The 24,357-nt window shown below is 51.3% G+C and carries 19 protein-coding genes; 5 read left to right on the top strand and 14 right to left on the bottom strand.

Features of this window, described 5'->3' with window-relative positions:
• Window positions 1-32 precede the first annotated feature (32 nt).
• Entirely contained in the window at window positions 33-2,354 is a 2,322-nt protein-coding gene (gene pbpC / locus EC843_RS07910; RefSeq protein ID WP_133522014.1) for a peptidoglycan glycosyltransferase PbpC, read from the bottom strand.
• Window positions 2,355-2,366: 12 nt separating this feature from the next.
• Window positions 2,367-7,331 carry an alpha-2-macroglobulin gene (locus EC843_RS07915; RefSeq protein ID WP_133522015.1) on the bottom strand — a complete coding sequence of 1,655 codons (4,965 nt, stop codon included), beginning with the start codon at window positions 7,329-7,331 and terminating at the stop codon, window positions 2,367-2,369.
• A gap of 323 nt (window positions 7,332-7,654) precedes the next feature.
• Between EC843_RS07915 and EC843_RS07920 the strand changes: the two genes are divergently transcribed.
• The 4 genes from EC843_RS07920 to EC843_RS07935 all read left to right on the top strand — a co-directional run bounded on the left by EC843_RS07920 (window position 7,655) and on the right by EC843_RS07935 (window position 12,309).
• Window positions 7,655-9,199, top strand: a complete 1,545-nt coding sequence (locus EC843_RS07920; RefSeq protein ID WP_133522016.1) for a PTS transporter subunit EIIC — start codon at window positions 7,655-7,657, stop codon at window positions 9,197-9,199.
• An 11-nt stretch (window positions 9,200-9,210) separates the two neighbouring features.
• Window positions 9,211-10,578, top strand: coding sequence for a 6-phospho-alpha-glucosidase (locus tag EC843_RS07925; RefSeq protein ID WP_064544445.1), 1,368 nt, complete (start codon window positions 9,211-9,213; stop codon window positions 10,576-10,578).
• A 106-nt stretch (window positions 10,579-10,684) separates the two neighbouring features.
• The gene (gene sseA / locus EC843_RS07930; protein ID WP_064544601.1) at window positions 10,685-11,536 is read left to right on the top strand and encodes a 3-mercaptopyruvate sulfurtransferase; all 852 of its coding nucleotides are present in this window, start codon (window positions 10,685-10,687) and stop codon (window positions 11,534-11,536) included.
• Window positions 11,536-12,309, top strand: a complete 774-nt coding sequence (locus tag EC843_RS07935) for a MurR/RpiR family transcriptional regulator (RefSeq protein WP_133522017.1) — start codon at window positions 11,536-11,538, stop codon at window positions 12,307-12,309. Before sseA ends, EC843_RS07935 begins: the two co-directional genes overlap by 1 nt.
• 33 nt (window positions 12,310-12,342) lie before the next feature.
• Here the strand turns inward: EC843_RS07935 and EC843_RS07940 are convergent, their stop codons facing one another.
• From EC843_RS07940 to trmJ, 12 genes are all read right to left on the bottom strand, one after another.
• Window positions 12,343-14,325 (bottom strand): M48 family metallopeptidase, encoded by a 1,983-nt coding sequence (locus EC843_RS07940; RefSeq protein WP_166642047.1) that lies wholly within the window; start codon window positions 14,323-14,325, stop codon window positions 12,343-12,345.
• Between the two features lie 145 nt (window positions 14,326-14,470).
• Window positions 14,471-15,247, bottom strand: a complete 777-nt coding sequence (gene sseB, locus EC843_RS07945; protein WP_133522019.1) for an enhanced serine sensitivity protein SseB — start codon at window positions 15,245-15,247, stop codon at window positions 14,471-14,473.
• Window positions 15,248-15,371: 124 nt separating this feature from the next.
• On the bottom strand, window positions 15,372-16,658 hold the full coding sequence (pepB, locus tag EC843_RS07950; protein ID WP_064544437.1) for an aminopeptidase PepB: 1,287 nt from the start codon (window positions 16,656-16,658) through the stop codon (window positions 15,372-15,374).
• A gap of 70 nt (window positions 16,659-16,728) precedes the next feature.
• The gene (gene iscX, locus EC843_RS07955; RefSeq protein WP_064544436.1) at window positions 16,729-16,929 is read right to left on the bottom strand and encodes a Fe-S cluster assembly protein IscX; all 201 of its coding nucleotides are present in this window, start codon (window positions 16,927-16,929) and stop codon (window positions 16,729-16,731) included.
• 12 nt (window positions 16,930-16,941) lie between these two features.
• Window positions 16,942-17,277, bottom strand: coding sequence for an ISC system 2Fe-2S type ferredoxin (fdx, locus tag EC843_RS07960; protein ID WP_034459208.1), 336 nt, complete (start codon window positions 17,275-17,277; stop codon window positions 16,942-16,944).
• A gap of 1 nt (window position 17,278) precedes the next feature.
• Window positions 17,279-19,129 (bottom strand): Fe-S protein assembly chaperone HscA, encoded by a 1,851-nt coding sequence (gene hscA, locus EC843_RS07965; RefSeq protein ID WP_133522020.1) that lies wholly within the window; start codon window positions 19,127-19,129, stop codon window positions 17,279-17,281.
• Window positions 19,130-19,142: 13 nt separating this feature from the next.
• A complete protein-coding gene (gene hscB, locus EC843_RS07970; protein WP_121815095.1) occupies window positions 19,143-19,658 on the bottom strand; it encodes a co-chaperone HscB in 516 nt (171 codons plus the stop codon).
• Between the two features lie 61 nt (window positions 19,659-19,719).
• On the bottom strand, window positions 19,720-20,043 hold the full coding sequence (iscA, locus tag EC843_RS07975) for an iron-sulfur cluster assembly protein IscA (RefSeq protein ID WP_064544430.1): 324 nt from the start codon (window positions 20,041-20,043) through the stop codon (window positions 19,720-19,722).
• Between the two features lie 24 nt (window positions 20,044-20,067).
• The gene (gene iscU / locus EC843_RS07980; RefSeq protein WP_015703172.1) at window positions 20,068-20,454 is read right to left on the bottom strand and encodes a Fe-S cluster assembly scaffold IscU; all 387 of its coding nucleotides are present in this window, start codon (window positions 20,452-20,454) and stop codon (window positions 20,068-20,070) included.
• 43 nt (window positions 20,455-20,497) lie between these two features.
• The gene (iscS, locus tag EC843_RS07985; protein ID WP_064544428.1) at window positions 20,498-21,712 is read right to left on the bottom strand and encodes a cysteine desulfurase; all 1,215 of its coding nucleotides are present in this window, start codon (window positions 21,710-21,712) and stop codon (window positions 20,498-20,500) included.
• A 331-nt stretch (window positions 21,713-22,043) separates the two neighbouring features.
• Entirely contained in the window at window positions 22,044-22,532 is a 489-nt protein-coding gene (gene iscR / locus EC843_RS07990) for a Fe-S cluster assembly transcriptional regulator IscR (RefSeq protein ID WP_064544427.1), read from the bottom strand.
• A gap of 130 nt (window positions 22,533-22,662) precedes the next feature.
• Window positions 22,663-23,403, bottom strand: a complete 741-nt coding sequence (trmJ, locus tag EC843_RS07995; protein WP_133522021.1) for a tRNA (cytosine(32)/uridine(32)-2'-O)-methyltransferase TrmJ — start codon at window positions 23,401-23,403, stop codon at window positions 22,663-22,665.
• Between the two features lie 119 nt (window positions 23,404-23,522).
• Between trmJ and suhB the strand changes: the two genes are divergently transcribed.
• Window positions 23,523-24,326: an inositol-1-monophosphatase gene (gene suhB, locus EC843_RS08000; protein ID WP_064544422.1), complete on the top strand. Its 804-nt coding sequence runs from the start codon at window positions 23,523-23,525 to the stop codon at window positions 24,324-24,326.
• Window positions 24,327-24,357: the final 31 nt, after the last annotated feature.

The raw sequence follows: 24,357 nt of genomic DNA on the forward strand, positions 1-24,357 counted from the left end.
TCATCTAAACGCCTAAAAATCACACTATTACTCTACTGCAATGTGAAATGAGCAGCGGCAATCTGCCCGGCACCATCAAGGACCAATACCTGATACTTACCCGGTTTATCCAGATTCAGCGCAATTCCGTTCTGGTTTTCACTGACCGGTTCGCCATTCAAAAACCACCAGCGATCGCCCTGGCCCCCCTGAGCGCTAAGGCGGAGCACCAGGCGCAATTCACCCGGCAGACGTTTCAAAATAGCGCCCTCGCGTACCCCTAACAACAATAAAGGCGTAACTTCATCTTTCTGCTGTGGTGGACACTGTTCCGAGACCGCAGGCAAACGAGCGACTCTTCTTTCGCCCTCCGGTAACCATGGCTCAAGCGGCAGGGGCCATAGTGCAATAGTATGTTGTGTTGCCCCCGGGCAATCGGCAGCCACACGTTTCCCTTGTTCATCCAGCCATATTACCTTTCTCGACCCCTGAATCCCCTCCTGCCCCGGAGCTTCTAGTGTTGGCGGTTGGCTACCATCCAGTAACCAGCCCGATAGTCTGCGTCGGCAATTGCTGTCTCCAGCCGCCAGGTTTTGCCCTCCCGGCCAGCAAATTTCACCGGCAGAAACCGTTGCCGGACGCGGGTCAACCGATAAACGCGCTTGCTGAACAGCGGAAGTGGCTTGCAGCAGATTATTAACCTGGTTTAGCAGTGGCACGGCGCTGCCTAATCCAAACTGCCCAGCAACCGGCGTGCTATCAGGGCGTCCGGTCCAAATACCAATGAGATAGCGGGGATTTATTCCGATAGCCCACGCATCACGATAGCCGTAACTGGTGCCCGTTTTCCAGGCCAAAGGCACCACAGCAGGCAAAGTGGCATCCGGTTGCGGCTGCGCTTCGCCTGCCAGAACTCGACGAATAATCCACGCGGCTCCCGCAGACATCAAAGGACGCTCAAGTAATGGCTGGTCGGGTTGCAAACGTAGATGCGCCGCGCGACCATGGCGAGCAAAAGCGCTATAAGCAGCAACTAACTGATCCAGTCGCGCCCCCCCACCACCAAGAATGAGCGAAAGATTGGGCTCACTGCCAGCCGGGAAACGCAGATCCAGCCCCACATTACGCAGTTGTGCTGCAAACCGTTTTGGCCCATACGCTTCCAATACCTGAACAGCAGGAAGGTTAAGCGAGCGCACCAGAGCCTCACTCATACTCACTGGCCCATGAAAACCAGTGTCGAAATTTCCTGGCCGGTAATCGCCGAAACGGCGTGGCACATCCTGTAACAACGAAGTGGGATGTATCAGCCCATCGTCCAGCGCCAGGCCATAAACAAAGGGTTTCAGCACCGAACCGGGTGAACGAATGGCCGTCACCATATCAACATGCCCGAAACGGTTTTGGTCATTGATATCGACCGAACCTACCCAACCGCGCACTTCCATGGTGGTGTGATCGACGACCAGCATCGCCAGTGATGATCGCGAAGGCAATTGTGCTTTCCAGTTAAGGGCTAGTTCTTCCAGTTGACGCTGTAACGATGCGTCGATGGTGGTCGTGATTTTCTGAGCGGGACTGCGATTTGCCAGATAGCGCGACAGCAGCGGAGCCAGTTGCGGCATCTGCCGTGCGGCCAGCCATACCGGTTCCTCCAGCGATTCCTTAACCTGCTGAGGTTCCCAAACGGCTTGTTCTGCCATACGAAGAAGCACTTTATTACGCGCGGTCTGAGCCCGTTCTGGCCAGCGGTCCGGGCGCAAACGACTGGGCGCCTGTGGAAGTACCGCCAATAAGGCCGCCTCCGCATAGCTAAGTTGTTGCGGGGACTTACCCAAATAGACCCAACTGGCCGCCCCTACGCCCTGTAACGTGCCGCCAAAGGGGGCTCGATTAAGGTAAATAGTGAGAATTTGTTGTTTTGAAAGATGCCATTCAAGCTGCAACGCTCGCCAGACCTGGCGGATTTTCCCGCCAAACGTACGAGGATGCGGATCAAGCAAACGCGCGACTTGCATCGTCAACGTACTGCCACCCGAGATCACTTTCCCATTGCGAAGATCCTGCCAGGCCGCTCGTAAAATCGAAAGTGGATTGATCCCTGGATGATCCCAAAACCAACGATCTTCGTAGTTGATCAAAGCTTCGAGATAGCGGGGAGAGACATCATTCAGCGTGACCGGATAACGCCAGATGCCGTTCTCATCGGCAAAGCGCCACAGCGGCGTGCCGTCTGCCGCAACCACGACACGTGCAGGATTCGCCTGTGACAACGGCAATGGCCAAATCCGGTCTGCCAGCCAAATTCCCAGACAAATAAAGAGCGGCACCACAACCAAAAGGTAGCGGCGCCGCCAGCATAAAACTTTTAACATTCGCAAGGCCAGTTACGGATGAACTGTCAGCAAACCAGTGCTGGCTCCTGTAGCCCGCCACTGCGGAACATACATTGATTCCACTTGTGAAACCGGAACCTGATAAGTCCCGGGAGTGACCGCCCGCGCCAGATAAACCAGAGTGGCATGCTGGCTTTCATTGAGTGGTAATGCAGCCACAAAGCGATCATCACGGAACTCCAGGTGCTGGATATCAGCCTGCTGCATCTGGCTCAGTAAGCCCTGAACCTGGTTATCACCTTCACCTAAACTGGCACTACTTTCAGAAAGGTTCTGGTTTTCCAGCTCAAGCCCCGCTGGCAGTAAATCGACCACCAGCGCATCAGGCACATTTTTATCCGCCCAGACATCTAACCAGACCATCACTAACTCACCGCTTTTCAGTTCTGACAACGATTTGCTATTGCCTTTAGCATCCAGGAAATGGCGCTCAATATGCAGCACATTGCTATATGGCGCTGGAGCCCGTTGTGGATAGCCGACGCTGTCTAAGCGGAGATAAAGATTACCTGTACCGGTGTTAGTCACTTGCAAACGCTCAAGTTGTTCAGCAGTCAAATTACGAGTCATTGATTGCCCGCTTGCCAGTGGTTCGTCAGTAAAGGAAACCTGCGATTGCCACTCCCCTTTTGCGGTTTGCCAGTTACGGCCAGCCAGGAATAGTGCGTTACTTTCCTGAGTCGACAACCAGCGTTGGCTAAAAGCGAGGTTAGAGAGGTTCACAAGCAAGTTATTCTGCTGGTCCGGCAGCAATTTGTTCTCTTCAAGAAGGCTCAGCATCATCGCGTTATCACGCAGTTCACTGCCGTAGTCAGCTAACCAAATACGCTCATTGCTGCGACTAGTTTGCAAACCTAACTTGATAGCTTCATCGCCTCGCGGAGCATCACCCATCAGTTTTAACGCCACGCCTAATTGCACCAATGGCAATCCGGCACGGGCTGAGCTGTGATGCGACCAAAGCTCACGCAGCGCCCCGAGCGGTGCTTTTTGCTGACGTGCCAATACTTGTGCGGCGTAGGCCTGAACCGCAAATTTAGTGCCCGCAGAGTCATCGCTATAACGCAACGCGATAAGCCCTGAATCCTGCAAATAACGCAACAGACGCTGATTTGCTTCAGTCAGCGCATCTGTATTCACGCTATAACCTTGCTCACTGGCACGCACCAGGAAATCAGTGACGTACGCCGTTAACCAGTATTCTTCTGGCCCTTCTTTGTCCCATAAGCCAAAGCTGCCGTTATCACGCTGCATATCAAGCAGTCGAGAAATCCCCAGGTCGATGGCGGCACGGCGCTGTTCATCGCTGGTTCCTTTTATCCCCAGAGCCGCGAGTTGCGCCTGATTGGTATAAAGCGAAGGGAACAGACCGCTGGTTGTTTGTTCAAGGCAACCATACGGATAGGCTTTCAGTTCCCGGATATAACGCGCCAGGTTCAACGGTGGACGGCCACTGAGAAGAATTTGTCCTTCAAGCGTTGCTGGTGCCAAACCGGAAATATGCTGCGGTGGAATATCCCAGACGTCACCCGCAGCCAGCACCGCACCGCTATTGATGTTTTGCGCCGGGAACGGAGGCCGTACGCCCAATTTCCATTGTTTTTGCAGTGCGCTGAATGTTTCGCCAGGTAAGTTTATGCCACTGATTTGCGCAGTGAGCTGCCCGTCACCAAAACCATCCAACGCATGGACTGAGATAAACAGGGTTTTACGTGCACCAGGTAACAGTTGCACTGTTTGCTCAGCAGATGAGTCCAGCGAAATCAAACCACTGGTTTTCAGGTTTAGGTTCAGTTGTTGCGGCTGGTCGGTAAGATTAGTGAGATCCATTGCCAGGCGGCTACTGTCACCACTTGCCATAAAGCGCGGTGCCGCCAGTTCGCTCACCAAAGGTGCCGCAACCACTACTTTTTGCTCGCTGTTACCAAAACGGTCATCGGTCCAGGCTTGCGCCATTACCCGTAACTCGCCGTTAAAGTCGCCAATCGGCAGCGTGACGATTCCTTCACCCTTCTCGTTCAGCTGTACCGGTTGAGCTTGCTCAGCAATGATAGTGACGTGGTTTACCGGTTTTTTACCACCGCGACTTAGTGCATCGCCTTCATCACCATCACCACCAAAGCGTAACGCGGCTAAGCGCCCTTCCCCTTCAATCACCTGACCGTAGATATCATATAAATCTGCGCCATAACGTTTGCGACCAAAGAAGGCTTCCCAAGGGTCTGGCGTTTTGTAGTCAGTAATATTCAGCACACCGCTATCAACAGCGGATACCAGCACATTAATTTGCTTCGGCATTTCGCCATTAATCGGCTGGGTTTTAACTTTTACGGTGAGATTTTGATTCGGGCGCATTTTGGCCGGAGCCTCCAGCGCCAGTGCCAGGCGGCGGCTTTCGTCACCCAGTGGCAGATGCAAAATACCAACAGCACGTTTCGGCGTTGCCGCACGGCTCTTATCACCAGGACGAATCACCAGGGTACTCAGATAAAGGTCATGGCGCTGCCAGCTTTTATCGACCGGAATAGCAATATCCAGCCCTTTTTCTGGCACATCAATTTCTTTCCACCACAATGGGCCATCACTGGATTCCACCATCGCGTAGCCTTTACCGGCTGCTGGGGCGGAAATATGCAGATTGATGGTGTCACCTGGCTTATAAGCTGGTTTGTCTATTTTCAGCGTCACACGATCTGGGCGCACAGCGCCAGCGCCGTCACTGTTATCTTGCCAGCTATAACCCGCCCAAAAACGCATACTACTGACAATGTTTGTCTCCGGGTCACGGACTTCAAGACGGTAAGAACCCCATTCAACGGGGAAAGCCACTTTGCCAGTTTCACCCGCGGCAAGCGTGAGTTTTTGCTCAGCTTCTACCAGATCTTTCTGGTCATATTGTGACTGCCAGCCTTCACCTTCTTCCCAACTCCAGAAGTAATCACGGCGCTCACGGATGAGCCGCACATCCAGCCCCGAAACCGCCAGTTTTTCCCCTTTAGCATTGGCGTACACGATGTCAAAACCGGCGTTAGTGTCTTCGTCAACGATAGGTTGAGTACGGGTGCTGTCGGTTCGGTAATCGTAAATTTCTTTACTGGCAAATTGCGGACGAATACCCGGCAACGCAGCGCCTGGCCAGATAGCTTGTTCAGCGCGACGCGTCACTGGACGGCCACCTGATTCCAGCAAACTGGCTTGCAGCACCAGCCGTAACGGTGAATGAACGTCAGACCATTGGCTGTCTGCACTGACGGTAGTTTTACCTTGCTCATCAAGCTGGAGCTGGACTTCATCCAGATTACGAGTGAGGTTTTCTTCGTTGATGTCACCAAACTGGAACCCAGGCAATGCAGACACCGCTTCACGCAGTGGGCGTAAGAACAGTTGCCCTTGCAGATTATTACCGGCTGCTGGCGCACCATACAGATAGCGACCGACAATTTCGAAATTCACAGAATCATCAGGACTGACAGGCTCTTTACTACCAGTGATGTTGAGCGCCATGCGCTCCGGCATAAAGTCTTCAACTTTAAATGACCAGATACGTGGCTGGTTATCGCCAGTATTCACACGTACTTGCCAGTTGCCGGTTTGCACATTCGGGTTCAATGGATAGCTAAATTTGTACAAACCATTTTCAGGTTGCCAGACTTGCGTCCTGGCGACCTGGCCGTCTGGTTTCACCACTTCGAGTTTTACCGGCTGCGCAGGTAGTGCTTTACCGTCGCCATCACGTAACAAGGCATTCAGCAGTAGCGTTTCACCAGGGCGGTAAAGATCGCGTGGGCCAAACATAAAGAACTGCTTACTGAAGCCGGTTTCCCCGGCAATATCAAATTCAGCCAGATCCAGCGCCGGGCGGCTTAAATCCAGCAGCGTAGTTTGCTCGCCTGTTCTCGCCAGCAAGATTGTGCCTTTACCTGGTTTTTCCAGCTTAGCGTGACCATCGCCATCGCTCTTCGCTTGTGCCAGTGTTTGCCCTTTTTCATCAAGCAAGGAGATTTCCACGCTGGATTGCGCGGCACCATTTTCCAGGCTTTGCGTGAAGACATCTAACCGATCATGGTAGCGGTGTGCTGACACACCGATGTCGCTCAACGTAAACAAGGTTGCGGCATTGCTATAACTGTAATGACCAGCCTGACTCATTATCGCGATGTAGACACCAGGCTGTTGCAGCGGTTTAATTTCGCCTAATGGCAGCAGGAGTTTTTCGCGGGTATTGCGCGCCGGATTGAGATCAAACCTGCCGCTGTAAACCAGTTCCGCAAGCTTGAGTAAATTGTCAGATTCCCAGTTAGACACTGAGTTTCGGTATTGCCACTGGCTGATGAATGAACTTAAAGATTCACTTTTTATCCGGTAGAAATTGACGTCGATTTTATCAACGTTGAGTGCCATCACCGGTAAACCTGCCATCACTTTGGTTGGCAGCAATGAACCCCTGCTGGCAAACCCCACGCTTGGTTGGATATCGCGGGTCGAAATTTTCTTTTCGAAGTGGCTGTCAAAAGTCGTTTTATTGAGAGCCAGCAAGCTGTTATCAACGGTCAATATCAGTTCACGTTTCGGCTCAAGATGGCGCAAACGTAATTCTTTCAGGTCGGCTGAAAGTTCCCACGCACCATCGACTTTACCGCTGGTTTTGTCCACCAGATGGGCCACGCGGGAGAAATCTTGATTGGGATCGAGTGGAATTGAAAAAGTCATGACTAACGTGCTTGCGCCATCGAGTTGTACCTCGGAGGCATCGAGCAATTTAAGCGGTTTGCCCGCAGAGTCTTTCGCTAACTTTTCGAGTTGCGAGGCATCAGGCTTCGCCGCAGGAGCAGTACTTTGCTGAGCCGTGCTATCGCTTTTCGCTGCTGGCTGAGGTTTATCGTTATTGTCGCACCCTGAAAGTGCCAAAGCTGCTACGAGCGCCGCTACCAGCGCACCCAGACGTATTGCTTTCATGTTTTATCCCTGGCCGATAAGGCCCATTAACTCACTACGTAGTACATGTATTATGCGGGTACATTAAAAAAACGAAAGTATGAAGATTCGGCATTGCGTACTTTCTCGCAAAGGAAACGTTTTATTGTGCAACGGTTTCAACTGAAATTTGGATGCAAAGTGGAAGCATGATCACAGCCTGAAACGTTACATGTTACCTTGTGAGTCATTTGTTTTTAAAACAATAAGATAGTTGGATTAGCAGTCTTTATTCTTGCTACATTTCAAGCTGAGTCGCTGCCTCAACGCGGTGTTTAGCCAAAGTGATAATAAGAGACTGCTAAATGAAAAGTGCCGTTAACGCTCTACAAAATTTCGGAAAATCACTCTACGGCCCGGTGCTTATTTTGCCGATCGTCGGTTTATTTATCGCGTTCGGTAATGTATTGGGCAATGGCAACCTGGCAGAATATTTACCCTTCCTCGGCCACCCTTCCATTCAACACACTGGCGTTCTCATCTCCAAATCCGCGGTATCGGTTCTGGCGAACCTGGCGCTGGTATTTGGCGTAGGCATTCCCATTGGTCTGGCGGCCAAAGACAAAGGGTATGCTGCATTAATTGGTCTGGTTACTTTTATCGTATTCATTAATGCGATGAACGTAACGTTACAGCTTCAAGGCGAACTGGCTCCTGCCGACCAAATGCGTGCCGCAGGGCAAAGCATGGTGTTGGGTGTCCAGGTGCTTGAGATGGGCGTTTTCGCAGGGATCCTCACGGGCGCACTGTCGGGATATTTGTACAACCGTTATTCCAGCGTACAGTTTTCTGGTGCGATGGCGATTTACTCAGGGCACTGTTTTGTCGCCATTATCATGCTTCCCGTCTCGATGTTACTCGGTGTAGTGATGAGCGAACTCTGGCCGTTTGCCCAGCATGGCATCAGCGCACTGGCGCTGGCGATTAAAGGCGCCGGAGTGTTTGGCGTTGCTATCTACGGTTTCCTGGAACGCATCCTGGTGCCAACCGGTCTGCATCACCTGGTCTATACCCCATTCCTGTATACCGAATTAGGCGGCACGGCCGATGTTTGCGGCAATATTTACCAGGGCGCGCGCAATATTTACTTCGCAGAAATGGCCTGCCCGAGCGTGCATCAACTGAGCAGTACTGTGGTGTGGGACGCGCGCGGAATCAGCAAAATGTTCGGCCTCCCTGCGGCAGCACTCGCCATGTATATGACGGCGAAACCGGAACGCAAAGCGGCAGCGAAAGCCATTCTCATCCCGGCAGCGCTGACGTCCATGCTGGTTGGAGTCACGGAGCCACTGGAGTTTTCCTTCCTGTTTGTCGCCCCATTGTTGTTTGGTGTGCATGCGGTTCTGACCGGCATCGGCATGATGCTGTTCTATTTGCTGGGCGTTCACGCCATCGGTGCCAACGGCATTATCGATTTCATTCTTTATAACCTGCCGCTGGGGACTGAGAAATCCAACTGGCCGATGTATATCGTCGTCGGGCTGACGATGTCGGTCATCTATTTCCTGGTGTTCCGCTTCCTGATTCGCCGTTTCGACATGAAAACGCCGGGCCGTGAGGACGACGAGCAAGAAACAAAACTGTATAGCAAACAAGAGTATCAGGCCAAAGGTAGCAACGATGGATTAGGTGAAGCCATTATTGAGGGCCTCGGTGGACGAGCCAATATCGAAGTGGTCGACAACTGTTACACCCGCCTGCGAGTGACGGTACGTGATGTGACAGTTATCGACGAACCCCGCCTGAAATCGACTGGCGCGAAAGGGGTGATTAAGCAAGGTAATAACGTTCAGGTGGTCTACGGGCTGCATGTCAAAAAAATGCGTGAAGCAGTAGAGACTTATCTCTAAAGGAGCTAATGATGTTTAAACCCCCGTTTATTTTGTCCATTGCCGGTGGCGGTAGTACTTACACACCGGGCATTGTTAAGAGCCTGATGGTGCGCCTGGCCGATTTCCCATTAGCTGAAATCCGCCTCTATGATATTGATGGCGAGCGCCAGTCGGTGATTGCTCCGGTGGTTGAGAAAGTGATTCGCGACCATAGCCAAAGCATTAAATTTACCGTCACCACCGACCCGGAAGTTGCCTTTAGCGGTGCCCATTTTGTTTTCGCTCAAATGCGCGTTGGCCAGTACAAAATGCGCGAGCAGGATGAAAAAATCCCACTACGCCATGGCGTGGTAGGGCAAGAAACCTGTGGGCCTGGCGGGCTGGCATATGGCCTGCGCACCATTTTGCCGATGGTGGAATTGTGTGATTTTGTCGAACGTTACGCGCATCAAAAAGCGTGGATTGTTAACTATTCCAACCCTGCGGCGATTGTTGCCGAAGGCGTGCGTCGCCTGCGCCCAAAAGCGCGAGTACTTAATATTTGTGATATGCCGGTCGCCGCGATGCGCAATATGGGTGCCATTCTCGGTGTTGACCGCCATAAATTAGAAGTCGATTACTTCGGCCTCAACCATTTTGGCTGGTTTACCCGTGTGCTGGTTGATGGGGAAGATCGCCTGCCGGAATTGCGCCGCCATATTGCGAAATTTGGCCTGCTGACCGAAGATGCTGCGCAAACCGATCCGCAGCATTCCGATCCGTCTTGGGTAAAAACCTGGCGTCACATCAAGCCGATTATGGACCATTTCCCGCAATTCCTGCCAAACCCGTATTTGCAGTATTACCTGATGCCAAACGACATCGTTGAGCATCAAAACCCGGACTACACCCGCGCTAACGAAGTGATGGATGGGCGCGAGAAGAAACTGTTTGCCGCCGCCGCCGAATATAAGCAAACCGGTATTTTGCCGGATGCCTTCCACGTTGGTGTGCATGGTGCGTTTATTGTTGATGTTGCCTGTTCGCTGGCCTTTGATTTACGCCAGCGCCACCTGGTGATTGTGGAAAACAAAGGTGCCATTGCCAACCTGCCATACGATGCCATGGTGGAAGTGCCTGCTTATATTACTTCCGAAGGGCCAGAACCGGTGCGCATGGGCGCGGTTCCGCTGTTCCACCAGACGTTGTTAATGCAGCAGTTAGCCTCAGAGCAGTTGCTGGTTGAAGCCACCATCGAAGGCAGCTACGAGAAGGCGTTACAGGCATTTACGCTTAACCGTACTGTGCCAACCATGCAGCATGCGAAAGCGATTCTCGACGATATGATTGAAGCCAATCGTGATTACTGGCCGCAATTGCAACAGGCCTGGAAAGATGGCGAAGCGGTGAAAGCGTAACTTTATCTAATATTTACGGCACACTTCGCAGCAGTGGATATGGTTGCTTGTCGGTTTGCTTAAAAACACCGACAATCCGTTAATCAATGACGATTCGGAGGCAACCATGTCCACCACTTTCTTCGTTGCGGGCGACTGGCTCGCAGAACATATTAATGATGAGAATATCCAGATTATTGATGCTCGCATGGCGCCTCCAGGCCAGGAGCATCGTGATCTCGCAGGTGAATACCGCGCAGGCCATCTGCCAGGCGCGGTATTTTTTGATATCGAAGCCCTGTCCGATCACACCAGTCCTCTGCCGCATATGATGCCGCGCCCTGAAGCCTTTGCTGTCGCCATGCGCGAGCTGGGTATCAGCCAGGATAAACATCTGATTGTTTACGATGAAGGTAACCTATTTTCCGCCCCACGCGCCTGGTGGATGCTGCGGACTTTTGGCGTTGAGAAAGTCTCGATTCTGGCCGGGGGGCTCGCCGACTGGCAGCGCGAAGAATTACCGCTGGAAAAAGGTGATGTTGAATTACCCGAAGGCGAGTTCGATGTGAATTTCGACCCACTAGTGATTAAACGTCTGACCGATGTGCTGCTGGTCAGCCATGAAGGCACCGCACAAATCGTCGATGCTCGCCCTGCCCCACGCTTTAATGCACAAATGGACGAGCCACGTCCGGGTTTAAGACGCGGTCATATTCCGGGCGCCTTAAACGTGCCATGGAGTGATTTGGTAGAAAATGGTCAGTTGAAAACCACTGATGAGCTGAATGAAATTTTCATCCGCCAGGGTGTGAGTTTTGATAAACCGGTTATCGCCAGTTGCGGCTCAGGTGTCACTGCGGCGGTGGTCGTGCTGGCGTTAACGACGCTTGGCGTCAACGGTGTTTCTCTGTACGACGGCTCCTGGAGTGAATGGGGTGCCCGTTCTGATTTACCTGTCGAACCTGCACAATCACTGTAATGGACAACCGCCTGGCAGGCTTGCTCGAGCGCGGAGAGTCTTTAACCCGCGCTGAGTACCGTGTTCTTTCGCATTTGACCAACCATCCATTGCTGGTAGGCAAAATCACGGTTCGCGAACTTGCCCTGGCGACGTTTGTCTCCAGCGCGACCATTATGCGGCTGTGCCAGAAGCTTGGATTTAGCGGTTACAGCGAGTTTATCTGGCACTGTAAGCAACTGCTTTCCAATACACCGCATATTGCTCAACAACCCGCACCACCCGCAGGCGCCCTGCCGGTTTTATTCGATGAATTTGTGGCTAATTACCGGCAAACCTTTCGTTGGGTGACGCCCGAGCTAATGGCGCAATTCGCGGCGCTGTTACGCGAAAAAGAGAGTTTCTTTTTATACGGCGCGGGTTTTTCCTATCTGTTTGCCGAATATCTCACCAAGAAACTTCAGGTGCTGGGGAAAACTGCATTTATTTCCGGGCCAGGCGATAGCCGAGGCATTTTCCTGAGTAACGCGTCGAAGTATCAGGTGTTTATCGCCATTTCACGCAGCGGTGAAACCGAACAGGTACTGGATAAAGCGCGGATTGCACAGAATGTTGGGATGTCGATTGTGGCATTTACTCGCGCGTCGCCGAACAGTCTGTCCGAACTGGCGGATGTGCATTTTCAACTGTATGACGAGGCAGTCCACTATGCAGCAGAAGCTTCTGGGATCACCTCGTTTGAGTCGAATCTGTTGCTGTTAATGGATTTACTGCTGGCGCAGGCAATAAACTAAATATCAGTTTTACCTGCACCAGAATATTCTCGTTTAACTATTCAACTCAATAAGAACTCTACGCGCATGTGCAGCCTGCAGATATTTCGCTAATAACTCATACAATTCATCAAAGCTTATCTTTTCGTTGCAGCCTTCTTTGAGCAGCGTCCCGGCAATGATCATGGTTATTTTATGTTTTTTGGTAACGACGGCAATGGATCGAGAAAAACGCCCCAGTAAAGAAATGGGCAATTCCGCATCCTCGCGCATAATGAGATCCAAATAACAATTACTCTGAATCACTCGCATTGAAATATCTTCTATATCAACAAGCATGACAGGTTTATTGAGCTGTACACTCAAGATACTGTCATTGGACAAGGTAAATAGCGGTTGAAGCGTTTTCCTGTACATCGCCACAGAAGCAAGAGCAAAGAATAGTGAGAAGCCAGCTGTCCATGCCGCTACCTTTACTTGCGTTGAACCGGCAGCACCAGGGCCTGAAAAGATAAGAGACGTAACCCATGCAGCGATAATAAATAATACCATTGCAAATCCCCCCATAAACCAAACGTTTTTTTTGCCTAAGCGAAATGTCAGCGTTTCTTCTGGGGCGACGATTTGAGAGACGGCTTCCAACTCTTTGCGAATTTGCTCACCCTGTTCACCCAGTTCTTTTTTGAGAGCCTGTGTGAGTTGTTGACATAAGCCTTGAGGGTCTGCAAACCACTTATCCATATTATGATAGTCATGTTCACTGACTGGACGAGAAGCTTGTATGAGCAGTGCATCATCAACCTGCACATTCAGGGCCGCAATGCGTAAGCTTGTGGGTGGGTGGCTGTCTAGTGGATGGATGGTACTGTTTTCAAGCTGTGCTTTCGCATCAATAGTTTCTCTTGATTTCAGAGCTTCAAAGACTGTGGCAGCCAGATCGGGGTCGTTAAACTTCCCTTGATAAAGCCGATGAATTTGCTGGCTAATATCATCGTTCAATGCACAAATGCGCAGTAATGCGCTAGAAAACGCCTGCTCGCTACTGGCTTTTGCACCAACAGCATCGGCAGCATGCTCACGGATACGGCTCCAGTAATTAACCGTTTCGTCGAGATTCTTGAGGAAATAATTCCCGATATAAAGAGCAGGATAGATAACGATGTTATCTATCCATGAATTGCCCATCGCTTTAATAGCAACCTGTTCCAGACTATTTTGCAGGCCGCTGTACAGTGGTGTAAAACGCAAACTGTACTGGGTATCTTGCCCGGTAAAATGCCCCAGTTCATGGCCGACGACCGCAGCAATTTCATCTTCACTCATAAAGCGTGCGTAAGTGACAGGAAAATACAACGTATTACCGGTTAAATGCTCACCATCAACAAGCTGCACTGAATTAGCGGTAACATAAAAACACTCTTCCATACCCACAACGATATTATCCGGAATGACTGCATTAATTTTCGCAGCCAGCTCCCGAACCCATTGCCAGAGGCCAGCAGCCTGTTGTTCAGAAACATTATGTCCAATAACTAATGAAGGTGTGGGTTGGAACATGGCAAAACAATTTTTAATATTGATGAGACTTTTTATTAATATCCATAAAACACCTAATACCCCCATTCCAATCAGGGTAAGTAATTTATAACTCCCGGTATCCATTTCAAATGCAGAAACGATCCAGGCAATTTCTGAAAAAGCATAAAATATTATACTGAGACCACAAAAAACAATCTGCCCCAACATCATGAATGGGAATACTTTTCGGCAGCGGTTAAACATGATAACCAGTGTGTTCTGGGATTTTCTGGCAACAGTTGTACTATAGCGGCAGAGTGCCATCGCGGCACCACTTATAAATAAACTAAGCAGTGACGATATCAAACCTATTGTTGATAAAAAATGCCGTAAAGCCATTTCATTATAATCATAATCTGAAGGCGAAACTCCATCATTCATCCGATACAGTTGGAAAAAACCATAAAGCGTAATTAACACTGGAATAACAAATATATACAAGAACCCTTTGTTTTTCATCACAACCATCCCGGTCATTGAAAATAAGAATATTAAACATTATAAAATAATATTGCTCGCAGGTAATTATAAATGCAAGGTACCAAACTCTGAAAAATTTACATGGTAATAAAAACAGCACCATGCGTGTGCTGTTTTTATTTTTTTAGATAATCCGATTGGTTTTAAAATCTCGCAAGAAACTGCCCCAGCGGCGTTCGTAGAATGGCGTAATGTGCGCCATCATAAAGTGGCTGATGCCATTTTCGCCTTCCACCACCTGGCAAATATCAACTGGCTCATCGCCTGGTAACGTATCAGTCGCGACACTTCCAGCCTGGCGAATAATCGCTTCGATATCCCCTTCAGCTTCAATACCAATCAGCAGGTTTGGCTGCTCGTCAGCACGTTCTTTAATAGAGCAGATGAACGCACGTTTTACAGTTTTCAGGTTTTTGAACAGCGTAGTTAATGAATCGACCATTTGCGCCGGTGGCTCAGCCACTTCGGAAAGCAGCAACGATGTCCCGCCATCCAGCACTTCCTGCTGGGTTAAAGGATCGCTTTCATCGCTGATTAAATGAGTGATTTCACGCGGGGTAAATTCTTTGCCGGTCGGCAGTTTAGCGTTCAGAAACAGTGTCGCGCCCTGCGTCATTTCAAACAGCGTGCGCACTGGCATCACAACAAATGCCTGCTCGTGGCTGATGGCTTGTTGCAGCGCTTCAACAGAGGTGAAAAACGGAATGACAGAGGTGCCATCGTCTTTTTCCCAGTGCTGCAATTCGACGGCACTATCGGCGTCAATGGCTTCGCCTTCAGCGGCGCTACCCGGGACCCAAACGGTGGATTCCAGTAACACGCGGAAAAATGCCGGGCGGTGAGCAGGTTCAGTGGCCGCCTGTTCAAGCAGCGTTTCGAGTTCGTTTTTGAGTTCTGACATGGTGGTTCCAGAATGAGTCTGTGGGGCAAACAACCCTCACCCTAACCCTCTCCCTGAGGGAGAGGGAATTGGCCGTTTTCCCCCTCTCCTGGGGGAGAGGGTCGGGGTGAGGGCGAAAAGCGAATTACTGACTAACCAGCAGATTTGCAATCGCACGCACACCAATGCCTGTTGCGCCAGCAGACCACTGCTCAACCGCACCTTTACGATAAGTTGCAGAGCAGTCGATGTGCAGCCAACCTTCGTGATAGTTTTCCACGAAGTGAGACAGGAAGCCCGCAGCCGTACTCGCACCCGCAGGGAAGGAGGCGTTGGAGGTGTTGTTCAGCTCGGCAAAGTTGGACGGCAACTGGTTGCGGTGGAACTCAGCCAGTGGCAAACGCCAGAACGGTTCGTTTTCTGCCGCAGCACTCGCCATCAAGCGATTAACCAGTTCATCATCGAAGCTGAACAGCGCGTGGTAATCGTTACCCAGTGCCGTTTTCGCCGCTCCCGTTAAGGTTGCGCAGTCGATGATTAATTCTGGTTTTTGCGCACACGCGTCAATCAGGCCGTCAGCCAGTACCAGGCGGCCTTCCGCATCGGTGTTCATAATCTCAACAGTTTTGCCGTTGCGATATTTAATGATGTCGCCCAATTTAAAGGCATTGCCGCTAATCAAGTTATCTGCACAGCACAGGTACAGTTTGACGCGTTTGTTCAGGCCACGAGTAATCGCAAATGCCAGTGCGCCGGTGATGGTGGCCGCACCGCCCATATCCGATTTCATGGAGTCCATGAACGCGCTTTGCTTGATGCTGTAGCCGCCGGAGTCGAAAGTAATACCTTTACCCACCAGGCAGGCATAAACCGGTGCATCCGGGTTGCCTGTTGGGTTGTAATCCAGCGCCAGTAAAACCGGTGCACGCTCTGAACCACGGCCAACAGTATGGATACCCATATAGTTCTGGTCGCGCAGATCTTCACCTTTAGTGATGCGGTAAGAAACGTTATCGCATGCCACATCACACAGCAGGTCTATGGCGCGTGAAGCCAGTTGCTCTGGGCCAAGTTCTTCGGCTGGTGTATTGATGGTATGACGTACCCAGTCGATGATTTTCAGGCGGTTATTCAGCTCTTTTTGCTCTGCTTCGCCCAGCACTGCCCAGTCAACTTTACGCGTACCTTTTGGTGCGCGATAGCCTTGCCAAAATGCCCAGCTTTTTTCTACATCCCAGCCGTCACCTGCCAGTTGCACATGCTTCAGGCCCTGGCCGTCAATTTTACGGGCAGCACGCTGGATTAACCCCAGGTCATCTTTGCCTGTCAGGTGCAGGGTAATCCCTTCGTCGTTGATACTATAAGCGGCTTTTTCGCCCCAACGCGCATCGGCAGGCGACGTGGAAAGGCTAATTTTCATGGCTTCTGTCATGTTCTTTTCCTTATATTTTTCAGCTCATGCTACATATAAAAACGGGCCGCCAGAGGCAGCCCGCTTATTTTTATTCTGCTTCATCTAACCAGACTAACAGAATTGCTTCCAGAATTTTTTCATTGGATGCGTTTGGATCGTCGTCAAAATCTTCCAGGTCGCAGATCCATTGATGCAGATCGGTGAAGCGTACCGTCTTCGGATCGAGATCCGGGCGGCTGTCGTACAGTGCTTCGCCGATTTCGCGGCTATCGGTCCATTTCAATCCCATTTGCGACTCCTGTTAATGCTCACGCGCATGGTTGATGGTGTAGCGCGGCATCTCAACGACCAGGTCTTCGTCTGTGACGCGAGCCTGGCAGCTTAAGCGGCTTTCCGGCTCAAGACCCCAGGCTTTGTCCAGCATGTCGTCTTCGTCTTCCGTGCTTTCAGCCAGGGAGTCGAAACCTTCACGCACTACGCAGTGGCAAGTGGTGCAAGCACAGGATTTTTCACAGGCGTGTTCAATCTCGATACCGTTGCGCAGGGCAACATCAAGAATGGTTTCACCGACATTCGCTTCCAATACTGCGCCATCTGGGCACAAATCCTGATGAGGCAGAAATACAATCTTTGGCATGTTAAACCTCGTCCACGGAGTGGCCTTTCAGCGCCTTACGGATTGATTCATCCATACGACGTGCGGCGAAATCCTGGGTTTGTTTGTCTACGTTTTTAATGGCTTGTTCAATCGCATTGATATCGTCACCCGCAGCAGCGGCATGGAGTGCCACTATTGTCGCGTCGATATCTGCACGTTCAGCGGCGCTTAACAGCGCGGCGTCTGCGGCTAACGCACCTTGCAGGCTTTCCAGCACGCGGGCCGCGTCAACTTTTTGCTCCGCAAGCATACGCGCTTGCACGTCTCGCTCAGCAAAACTCATGGAGTCCTGAATCATTGAGGCAATTTCGCCGTCGCTCAGGCCATAAGAAGGCTTCACCTGAATAGAAGCTTCAACACCTGTGGATTTCTCCATGGCGGTGACGCTTAGCAGGCCGTCCGCATCAACCTGGAAGGTGACGCGGATATGCGCCCCGCCCGCAGGCATTGCCGGAATACCGCGCAGTGCAAAACGAGCCAACGAACGGCAATCTTGTACCAGTTCGCGCTCGCCCTGCATTACGTGAATCGACATCGCCGTTTGGCCGTCTTTAAAGGTGGTGAAGTCCTGCGCACGCGCCACCGGAATAGTGGTGTTACGTGGAATGACTTTCTCTACCAGGCCGCCCATGGTTTCGAGGCCGAGCGACAGTGGGATCACATCCAGCAACAGCATGTCGCTGTCCGGCTTGTTGCCCACCAGAATATCCGCCTGAATGGCAGCACCGATGGCGACAACTTTATCCGGGTCGATGGACGTCAACGGCGTGCGGCCAAAGAACTCGCCGACACGTTCGCGCACTAATGGCACGCGGGTTGAACCGCCAACCATTACCACTTCCAGTACTTCGTCAGCTTCCACGCCTGCGTCTTTCAACGCGCGACGGCAAGCCAGCAAAGTACGTTTAACCAGGGCTGCAATCAGTTCGTTGAACTGTTCGCGGGTCACGGTACCCGTCCAGCCAGCCACTTCTACCGTGGTAGTTTCGGCATCGCTCAGAGCAATTTTCGCGGCAATGGCGGCGTCCAGTAACTGGCGCTGCACGCGGTCGTCGCTACGGTCAGCAACGCCTGCTTGCCCGCGTAACCAGTCGGCTAACAGGTGGTCAAAGTCATCGCCGCCTAGTGCAGAATCACCGCCGGTCGCCAGCACTTCAAACACGCCACGGCTTAAACGCAGGATGGAAATATCAAACGTACCGCCGCCTAAATCGTAAACCGCGATAACGCCCTCTTTGCCAGAGTCCAGACCGTAGGCAATCGCTGCCGCAGTCGGTTCATTCAGCAAACGCAGCACGTGCAGGCCGGCCAGACGCGCGGCATCTTTGGTGCCCTGACGCTGTGCATCGTCGAAATACGCCGGAACGGTAATCACCACACCATCAAGCTGGCCTTCCAGCGCTTCGGTGGCGCGTGCGCAAAGGGCTTTAAGGATGTCGGATGAAATACGGATAGGGTTCAGCAGCCCAGCTGGCGTGTTGATCATCGGCAGGCCATTCTCACTCGCCTGGAGTGAATAAGGCAGATGCGGATAGCGCGCCTGAATATCGGCCAGCGAGCGGCCCATCAGACGTTTTACCGAGCTGATGGTGTTCGCCGGGTCGGTTGCGGCTTGCGCACGCGCATCCCAGCCCACATCCAGACCTTGTTGCTGATAGTGCACCACAGAAGGTAACAGGTGACGCCCTTCATGGTCAGGCAGCGTTTCGGCTTGCCCGCTACGAACAGTTGCAACCAGTGAATTGGTAGTACCTAAGTCGATGCCCGCCGCCAGCTTGCGCTGATGAGGTGCCGCACTCAGGCCCGGCTCACTAATTTGTAATAACGCCATATTGAGCTTCCAGTTAAAAATCGAGCAGCTTTTCTTCGAGTTGTTCTATTTGGCTGCGCAGTTTATCGAGAAAACGCAGTTTACGCACCGTATCCGCCGCCTGCGTCCAGTCCTGATTATCCAGTTGCTGCACCATTAGCGCCATGCGGGTTTTCACCATTGCATTAACGTTGGCACTAAAGGATTCCAGACGGTCACTATCTTTGGCGTGCTCAATGTTATCAAGCTCTTCGCGTAATTCGAGTTGCTCCATCAAAAACGCGGTGTCGCGCACGGTATGCTGTTCATTCGCCAGGTCAAAACCGTTGAGGGAGAGAATGTACTCGGCGCGCGGCAGTGGATGACGCAGCGTTTGCCAGGCCTGGTTGATGGTCGCAGATTGTTGGACCGCCAGCAGTTGCTCCGCCTGAGGGCGGCTGGTGTATTTATCAGGGTGGAACTGACGTTGCAGCTCCTGGTAACGGGTAGCCAGCAGCTCAGTATTGAGGGCAAAACTTACCGGTAACCCAAAGAGGGTAAAGTAATCCATAACAGGCTCGGGTAACTTTAGACCCCGCGCAACGTGAAGTTACACGGGGGATTGGCGAGTATCAGACGTGGAAGCTTTCACCGCAGCCACACTCATCTTTCACGTTCGGGTTAGTAAATTTAAACCCTTCGTTAAGACCTTCTTTGACGAAGTCGAGCTCAGTGCCGTCTAAAAATTGCAGGCTTTTACCATCGACGACCACTTTCACGCCTTTGTCTTCGAACACGGTGTCATCTGCCATCGGTGCGTCAACAAATTCCAGAACATAAGCCATACCGGAGCAGCCTGAGGTGCGAACGCCTAAACGCAAACCAAAGCCTTTTCCGCGATTGGACAGGAAGGCATTCACACGTGCGGCAGCACTGTCGCTAAGGGTAATCGACATACAACAACCTCTACTCAACAATAATTATTTAGCTTCACGCTTGCTTTTGTAATCCGCGATAGCCGCTTTGATAGCGTCTTCTGCAAGGATTGAGCAGTGAATCTTCACCGGTGGCAGTTCAAGTTCTTCTGCAATGTCGGTGTTTTTGATTGCTTGCGCTTCATCCAAAGATTTACCTTTAACCCATTCGGTTACCAGCGAACTGGAAGCAATGGCAGAGCCACAGCCGTAGGTTTTGAAGCGAGCGTCTTCAATAATACCTTCATTGTTGACTTTAATCTGCAACTTCATCACGTCACCACAAGCAGGCGCACCCACCATGCCGGAACCGACGCTGTCATCGCTGTTGTCAAAAGAACCCACGTTGCGTGGATTTTCGTAGTGATCGATTACTTTTTCGCTATAAGCCATTTTTTATTCTCCAGAATCCGATATCGACGTCCGTGACGGACAATTAGTGATGAGCCCATTCGATGGAATTAAGATCCACGCCCTGCTTAAACATTTCCCACAGCGGAGAAAGGTCGCGCAGACGGCCAATGGACTTACGTACCAGTTCGATGGTGTAGTCGATCTCTTCTTCAGTAGTAAAACGACCCAAAGAGAAACGGATGGAGCTGTGAGCCAGTTCATCAGTCATGCCCAGTGCGCGCAGCACGTAGGATGGCTCAAGACTTGCTGAAGTACAGGCCGAACCGGAAGAAACCGCGAGGTCTTTGAGTGCCATAATCAGTGACTCACCTTCAACGTAGTTAAAGCTCACGTTGAGGATAGTTGGAACGCCATGTTCCAGGTCACCGTTCAGATACACTTCTTCCATATCTTTCACGCCATTCCACAGACGGTTACGCAATACGCGCAGACGGGACATTTCTGTTTCCATCTCTTCTTTTGCGATACGGTAAGCTTCGCCCATGCCAGCAATCTGGTGAACAGGAAGAGTACCAGAACGCATGCCGCGCTCGTGACCGCCACCGTGTACCTGAGCTTCGATACGAATACGTGGTTTACGACGAACATACAGCGCGCCGATCCCTTTCGGGCCATAGATTTTGTGACCAGAGAAGGACATCAGGTCAACTTTGAGAGTGCTCAGGTCGATAGGCATTTTACCCACGCTCTGAGTCGCATCTACGTGATAGATAATGCCACGCGCACGGCACATTTCGCCGATTGCCGCGATATCTTGTACCACGCCGATTTCGTTGTTCACGTGCATGATGGAAACCAGAATGGTGTCGTCACGCATCGCCGCTTCCAGCACGTTCAGGTCAACGATACCGTTGCTCTGCGGTGCCAGATAAGTCACTTCAAAACCTTCACGCTCAAGCTGACGACAGGTGTCCAGCACGGCTTTGTGTTCGGTTTTTACGGTGATGATGTGCTTGCCTTTCTTCTGATAGAAGTTAGCGGCACCTTTAATAGCGAGGTTATCGGATTCAGTTGCGCCGGAGGTAAAGACGATTTCACGCGGGTCTGCACCAACCAGTTCAGCGATTTGGTTACGGGCGATATCAACAGCTTCTTCCGCCTGCCAACCGAAACGGTGCGAACGAGAAGCCGGGTTACCGAAGGTTCCGTCCATAGTCAAAAACTGCATCATTTTCTGCGCAACACGCGGGTCAACTGGCGTAGTGGCAGAGTAATCGAGATAAATCGGTAATTTCATGCTTTTAAACTCCGTACATCACTCAATGCGAAATCCCCTTCATCTTTCAAGTTACAGGTGTGTTGGCTGCTCTCACTCACCCGAATCACTTAGTTTACTAAGCTCATCGGGGTTCCTTCGCTTGCCGCCTGCCTGCAACTTGAAATATTTTGGGGATTGTCATTCTTTAAAAAATGACAAAGATTCTAAAATTCTTTTTTATCTTTACCCTAAATAGTTCGTGTTGCAGCAAGGCGGCAAACTTGAGAGTCCCCAGGAGCTTACATCAAGTAAGTGACTGGGGTGAACAAGTGCGGCCAACACAGTTGCAACCCGAAATATGATGGGTAAATTAGGCGCGCAGTTTGACGTCGATTGCGTCTTGAGAGCGCGTACTGCGATGGTTTTCATTATGCTGACGGCCAGAGACGTCCAGCACTTCCTGGTTATTCACCAGCTCACCCAAGGTGATGTTATTCAGAAAACCGGTCAGACGGTCACTCAGATCGCGCCACAGTGCGTGAGTCAGGCACTTATCGCCGCCCTGACAACCACCTTTGCCCGCGCAACGCGTAGCATCTACAGATTCATCGACGGCACTAATCACTTCGCCGACTGCAATGCTGTTTGCTTCTTTACCCAGCAGATAACCGCCGCCTGGACCACGTACGCTGGCAACCAGGCCATTTTTACGCAGACGGGAGAATAACTGCTCCAGGTAGGAGAGAGAGATTCCCTGACGTTCAGAAATATCAGCCAACGGTACCGGGCCTGATTCGGAGTTCAACGCAACGTCAAGCATTGCGGTCACGGCATAACGTCCTTTCGATGTCAGTCTCATGTCTTACATAACCTCAAATCGCCCCTCGAACCGGGGGTTTTTTATAAATGTGATTGTCACATAGCAGGTCGCAAGTCTGACATTCCCGAGTAAATTGGTCAACTATTTAACCTAGTAATTTACTCAAGTATTATTTGCCGTGTTTTTTCTCGTTATCAATAGAAGAAAGCATGCCGCGCAGGATGTTAAGTTCTTGAATTTCCGGGCGTGCACGAGTATACAGGCGGCGCAACTTACTCATAATCTGGCCAGGATGTGTTGCGCGAATAAAGCCAGTTTTCAGCAACACTTGTTCCAGGTGACCATAAAAACGCTCGAGATCGTCAACCGCCGGGTACTGTGTTTCGTCTTCAACAACGACCGCTTCTTTGCCTTCTTCTTGAGTCGCAAGCCAGGCGATACGAATTTCATAAGCCAGGATCTGCACCGCCATCGCCAGGTTCAGCGAGCTATATTCCGGGTTTGCCTGAATCGCCACGTGGTAGTGGCATTTCTGCAATTCGTCATTGGTTAAGCCTACACGCTCGCGGCCAAAAACAATGGCGACTGGCGCATGTTGCGCTTCAGAAATACTCTTTAAACCACATTCGCGTGGATCGAGCATCGGCCACGGCAATGTACGCGAACGCGCACTGGTGCCAACCACCAGAGTACAGCCAGCCAACGCTTCATCAAGGGTATCGACAATTTTAGCTTCACCGATAACATCACTGGCACCCGCAGCAAGCGCAATAGCTTGAGAGTCAGGTTTAACCAGCGGATTGACCAGCCAAAGATTGGTCAGCCCCATGGTTTTCATCGCACGGGCTACAGAGCCCATGTTGCCGGTATGGGAGGTTTCAACCAGCACTATACGTACGTTTTGCAGCATTATTGACTCATAGCCTGAAAAGATTATCGCGATATCCTATCATAACCCTGGGACATATTCCGAACGCTCTGCTATACTCCGCCGCGTTTTCCCGTTCTTTAACATCCAGAGAGAGACCGATGCATCCGATGCTCACCATCGCCGTGCGCGCTGCGCGCAAGGCGGGCAATTTAATTGCCAAGAACTACGAAACCCCTGACGCTGTAGAAGCGAGCCAGAAAGGCAGCAACGATTTTGTGACTAACGTAGATAAAGAGGCCGAGCGCCTGATTATCGAAATTATCCGCAAATCCTACCCGCAACACACCATTATCGCTGAAGAATCAGGCGAACTGGCGGGTACCGAGCAGGATGTGCAATGGGTTATCGATCCTCTGGATGGCACTTCAAACTTCATCAAACGTTTGCCACACTTCTCTGTTTCTATTGCTGTTCGTGTTAAAGGCCGCACCGAAGTTGCTGTGGTTTATGACCCAATGCGTAATGAGCTGTTCACAGCCGTTCGCGGTCAAGGCGCACAGCTGAACGGTTACCGTCTGCGCGGCAGCAATGCACGCGATCTTGACGGCACTATTCTGGCAACCGGCTTCCCATTCAAACTGAAGCAACACGCCACTCCATATATCAACATTGTTGCCAAACTGTTCACGCAGTGTGCTGACTTCCGTCGTACCGGTTCTGCTGCACTGGATCTGGCATACGTTGCGGCTGGCCGCGTTGATGGTTTCTTCGAGATTGGCCTGAAGCCGTGGGATTTCGCAGCAGGTGAACTGATTGCTCGCGAATCTGGTAGCCTGGTATGTGATTTCACCGGCGGCCATAACCACCTGACCAGCGGCAACATCGTTGCAGGTAATCCACGTGTTGTTAAAGCCATGCTGGCAACAATGCGTGATGAATTGAGCGAAGCGCTGAAGCGTTAATCTTTAAAGCCCTCACCCTAACCCTCTCCCC

The organism is Buttiauxella sp. JUb87 (assembly GCF_004361975.1).
Taxonomy (GTDB): Bacteria; Pseudomonadota; Gammaproteobacteria; order Enterobacterales; family Enterobacteriaceae; genus Buttiauxella; species Buttiauxella ferragutiae.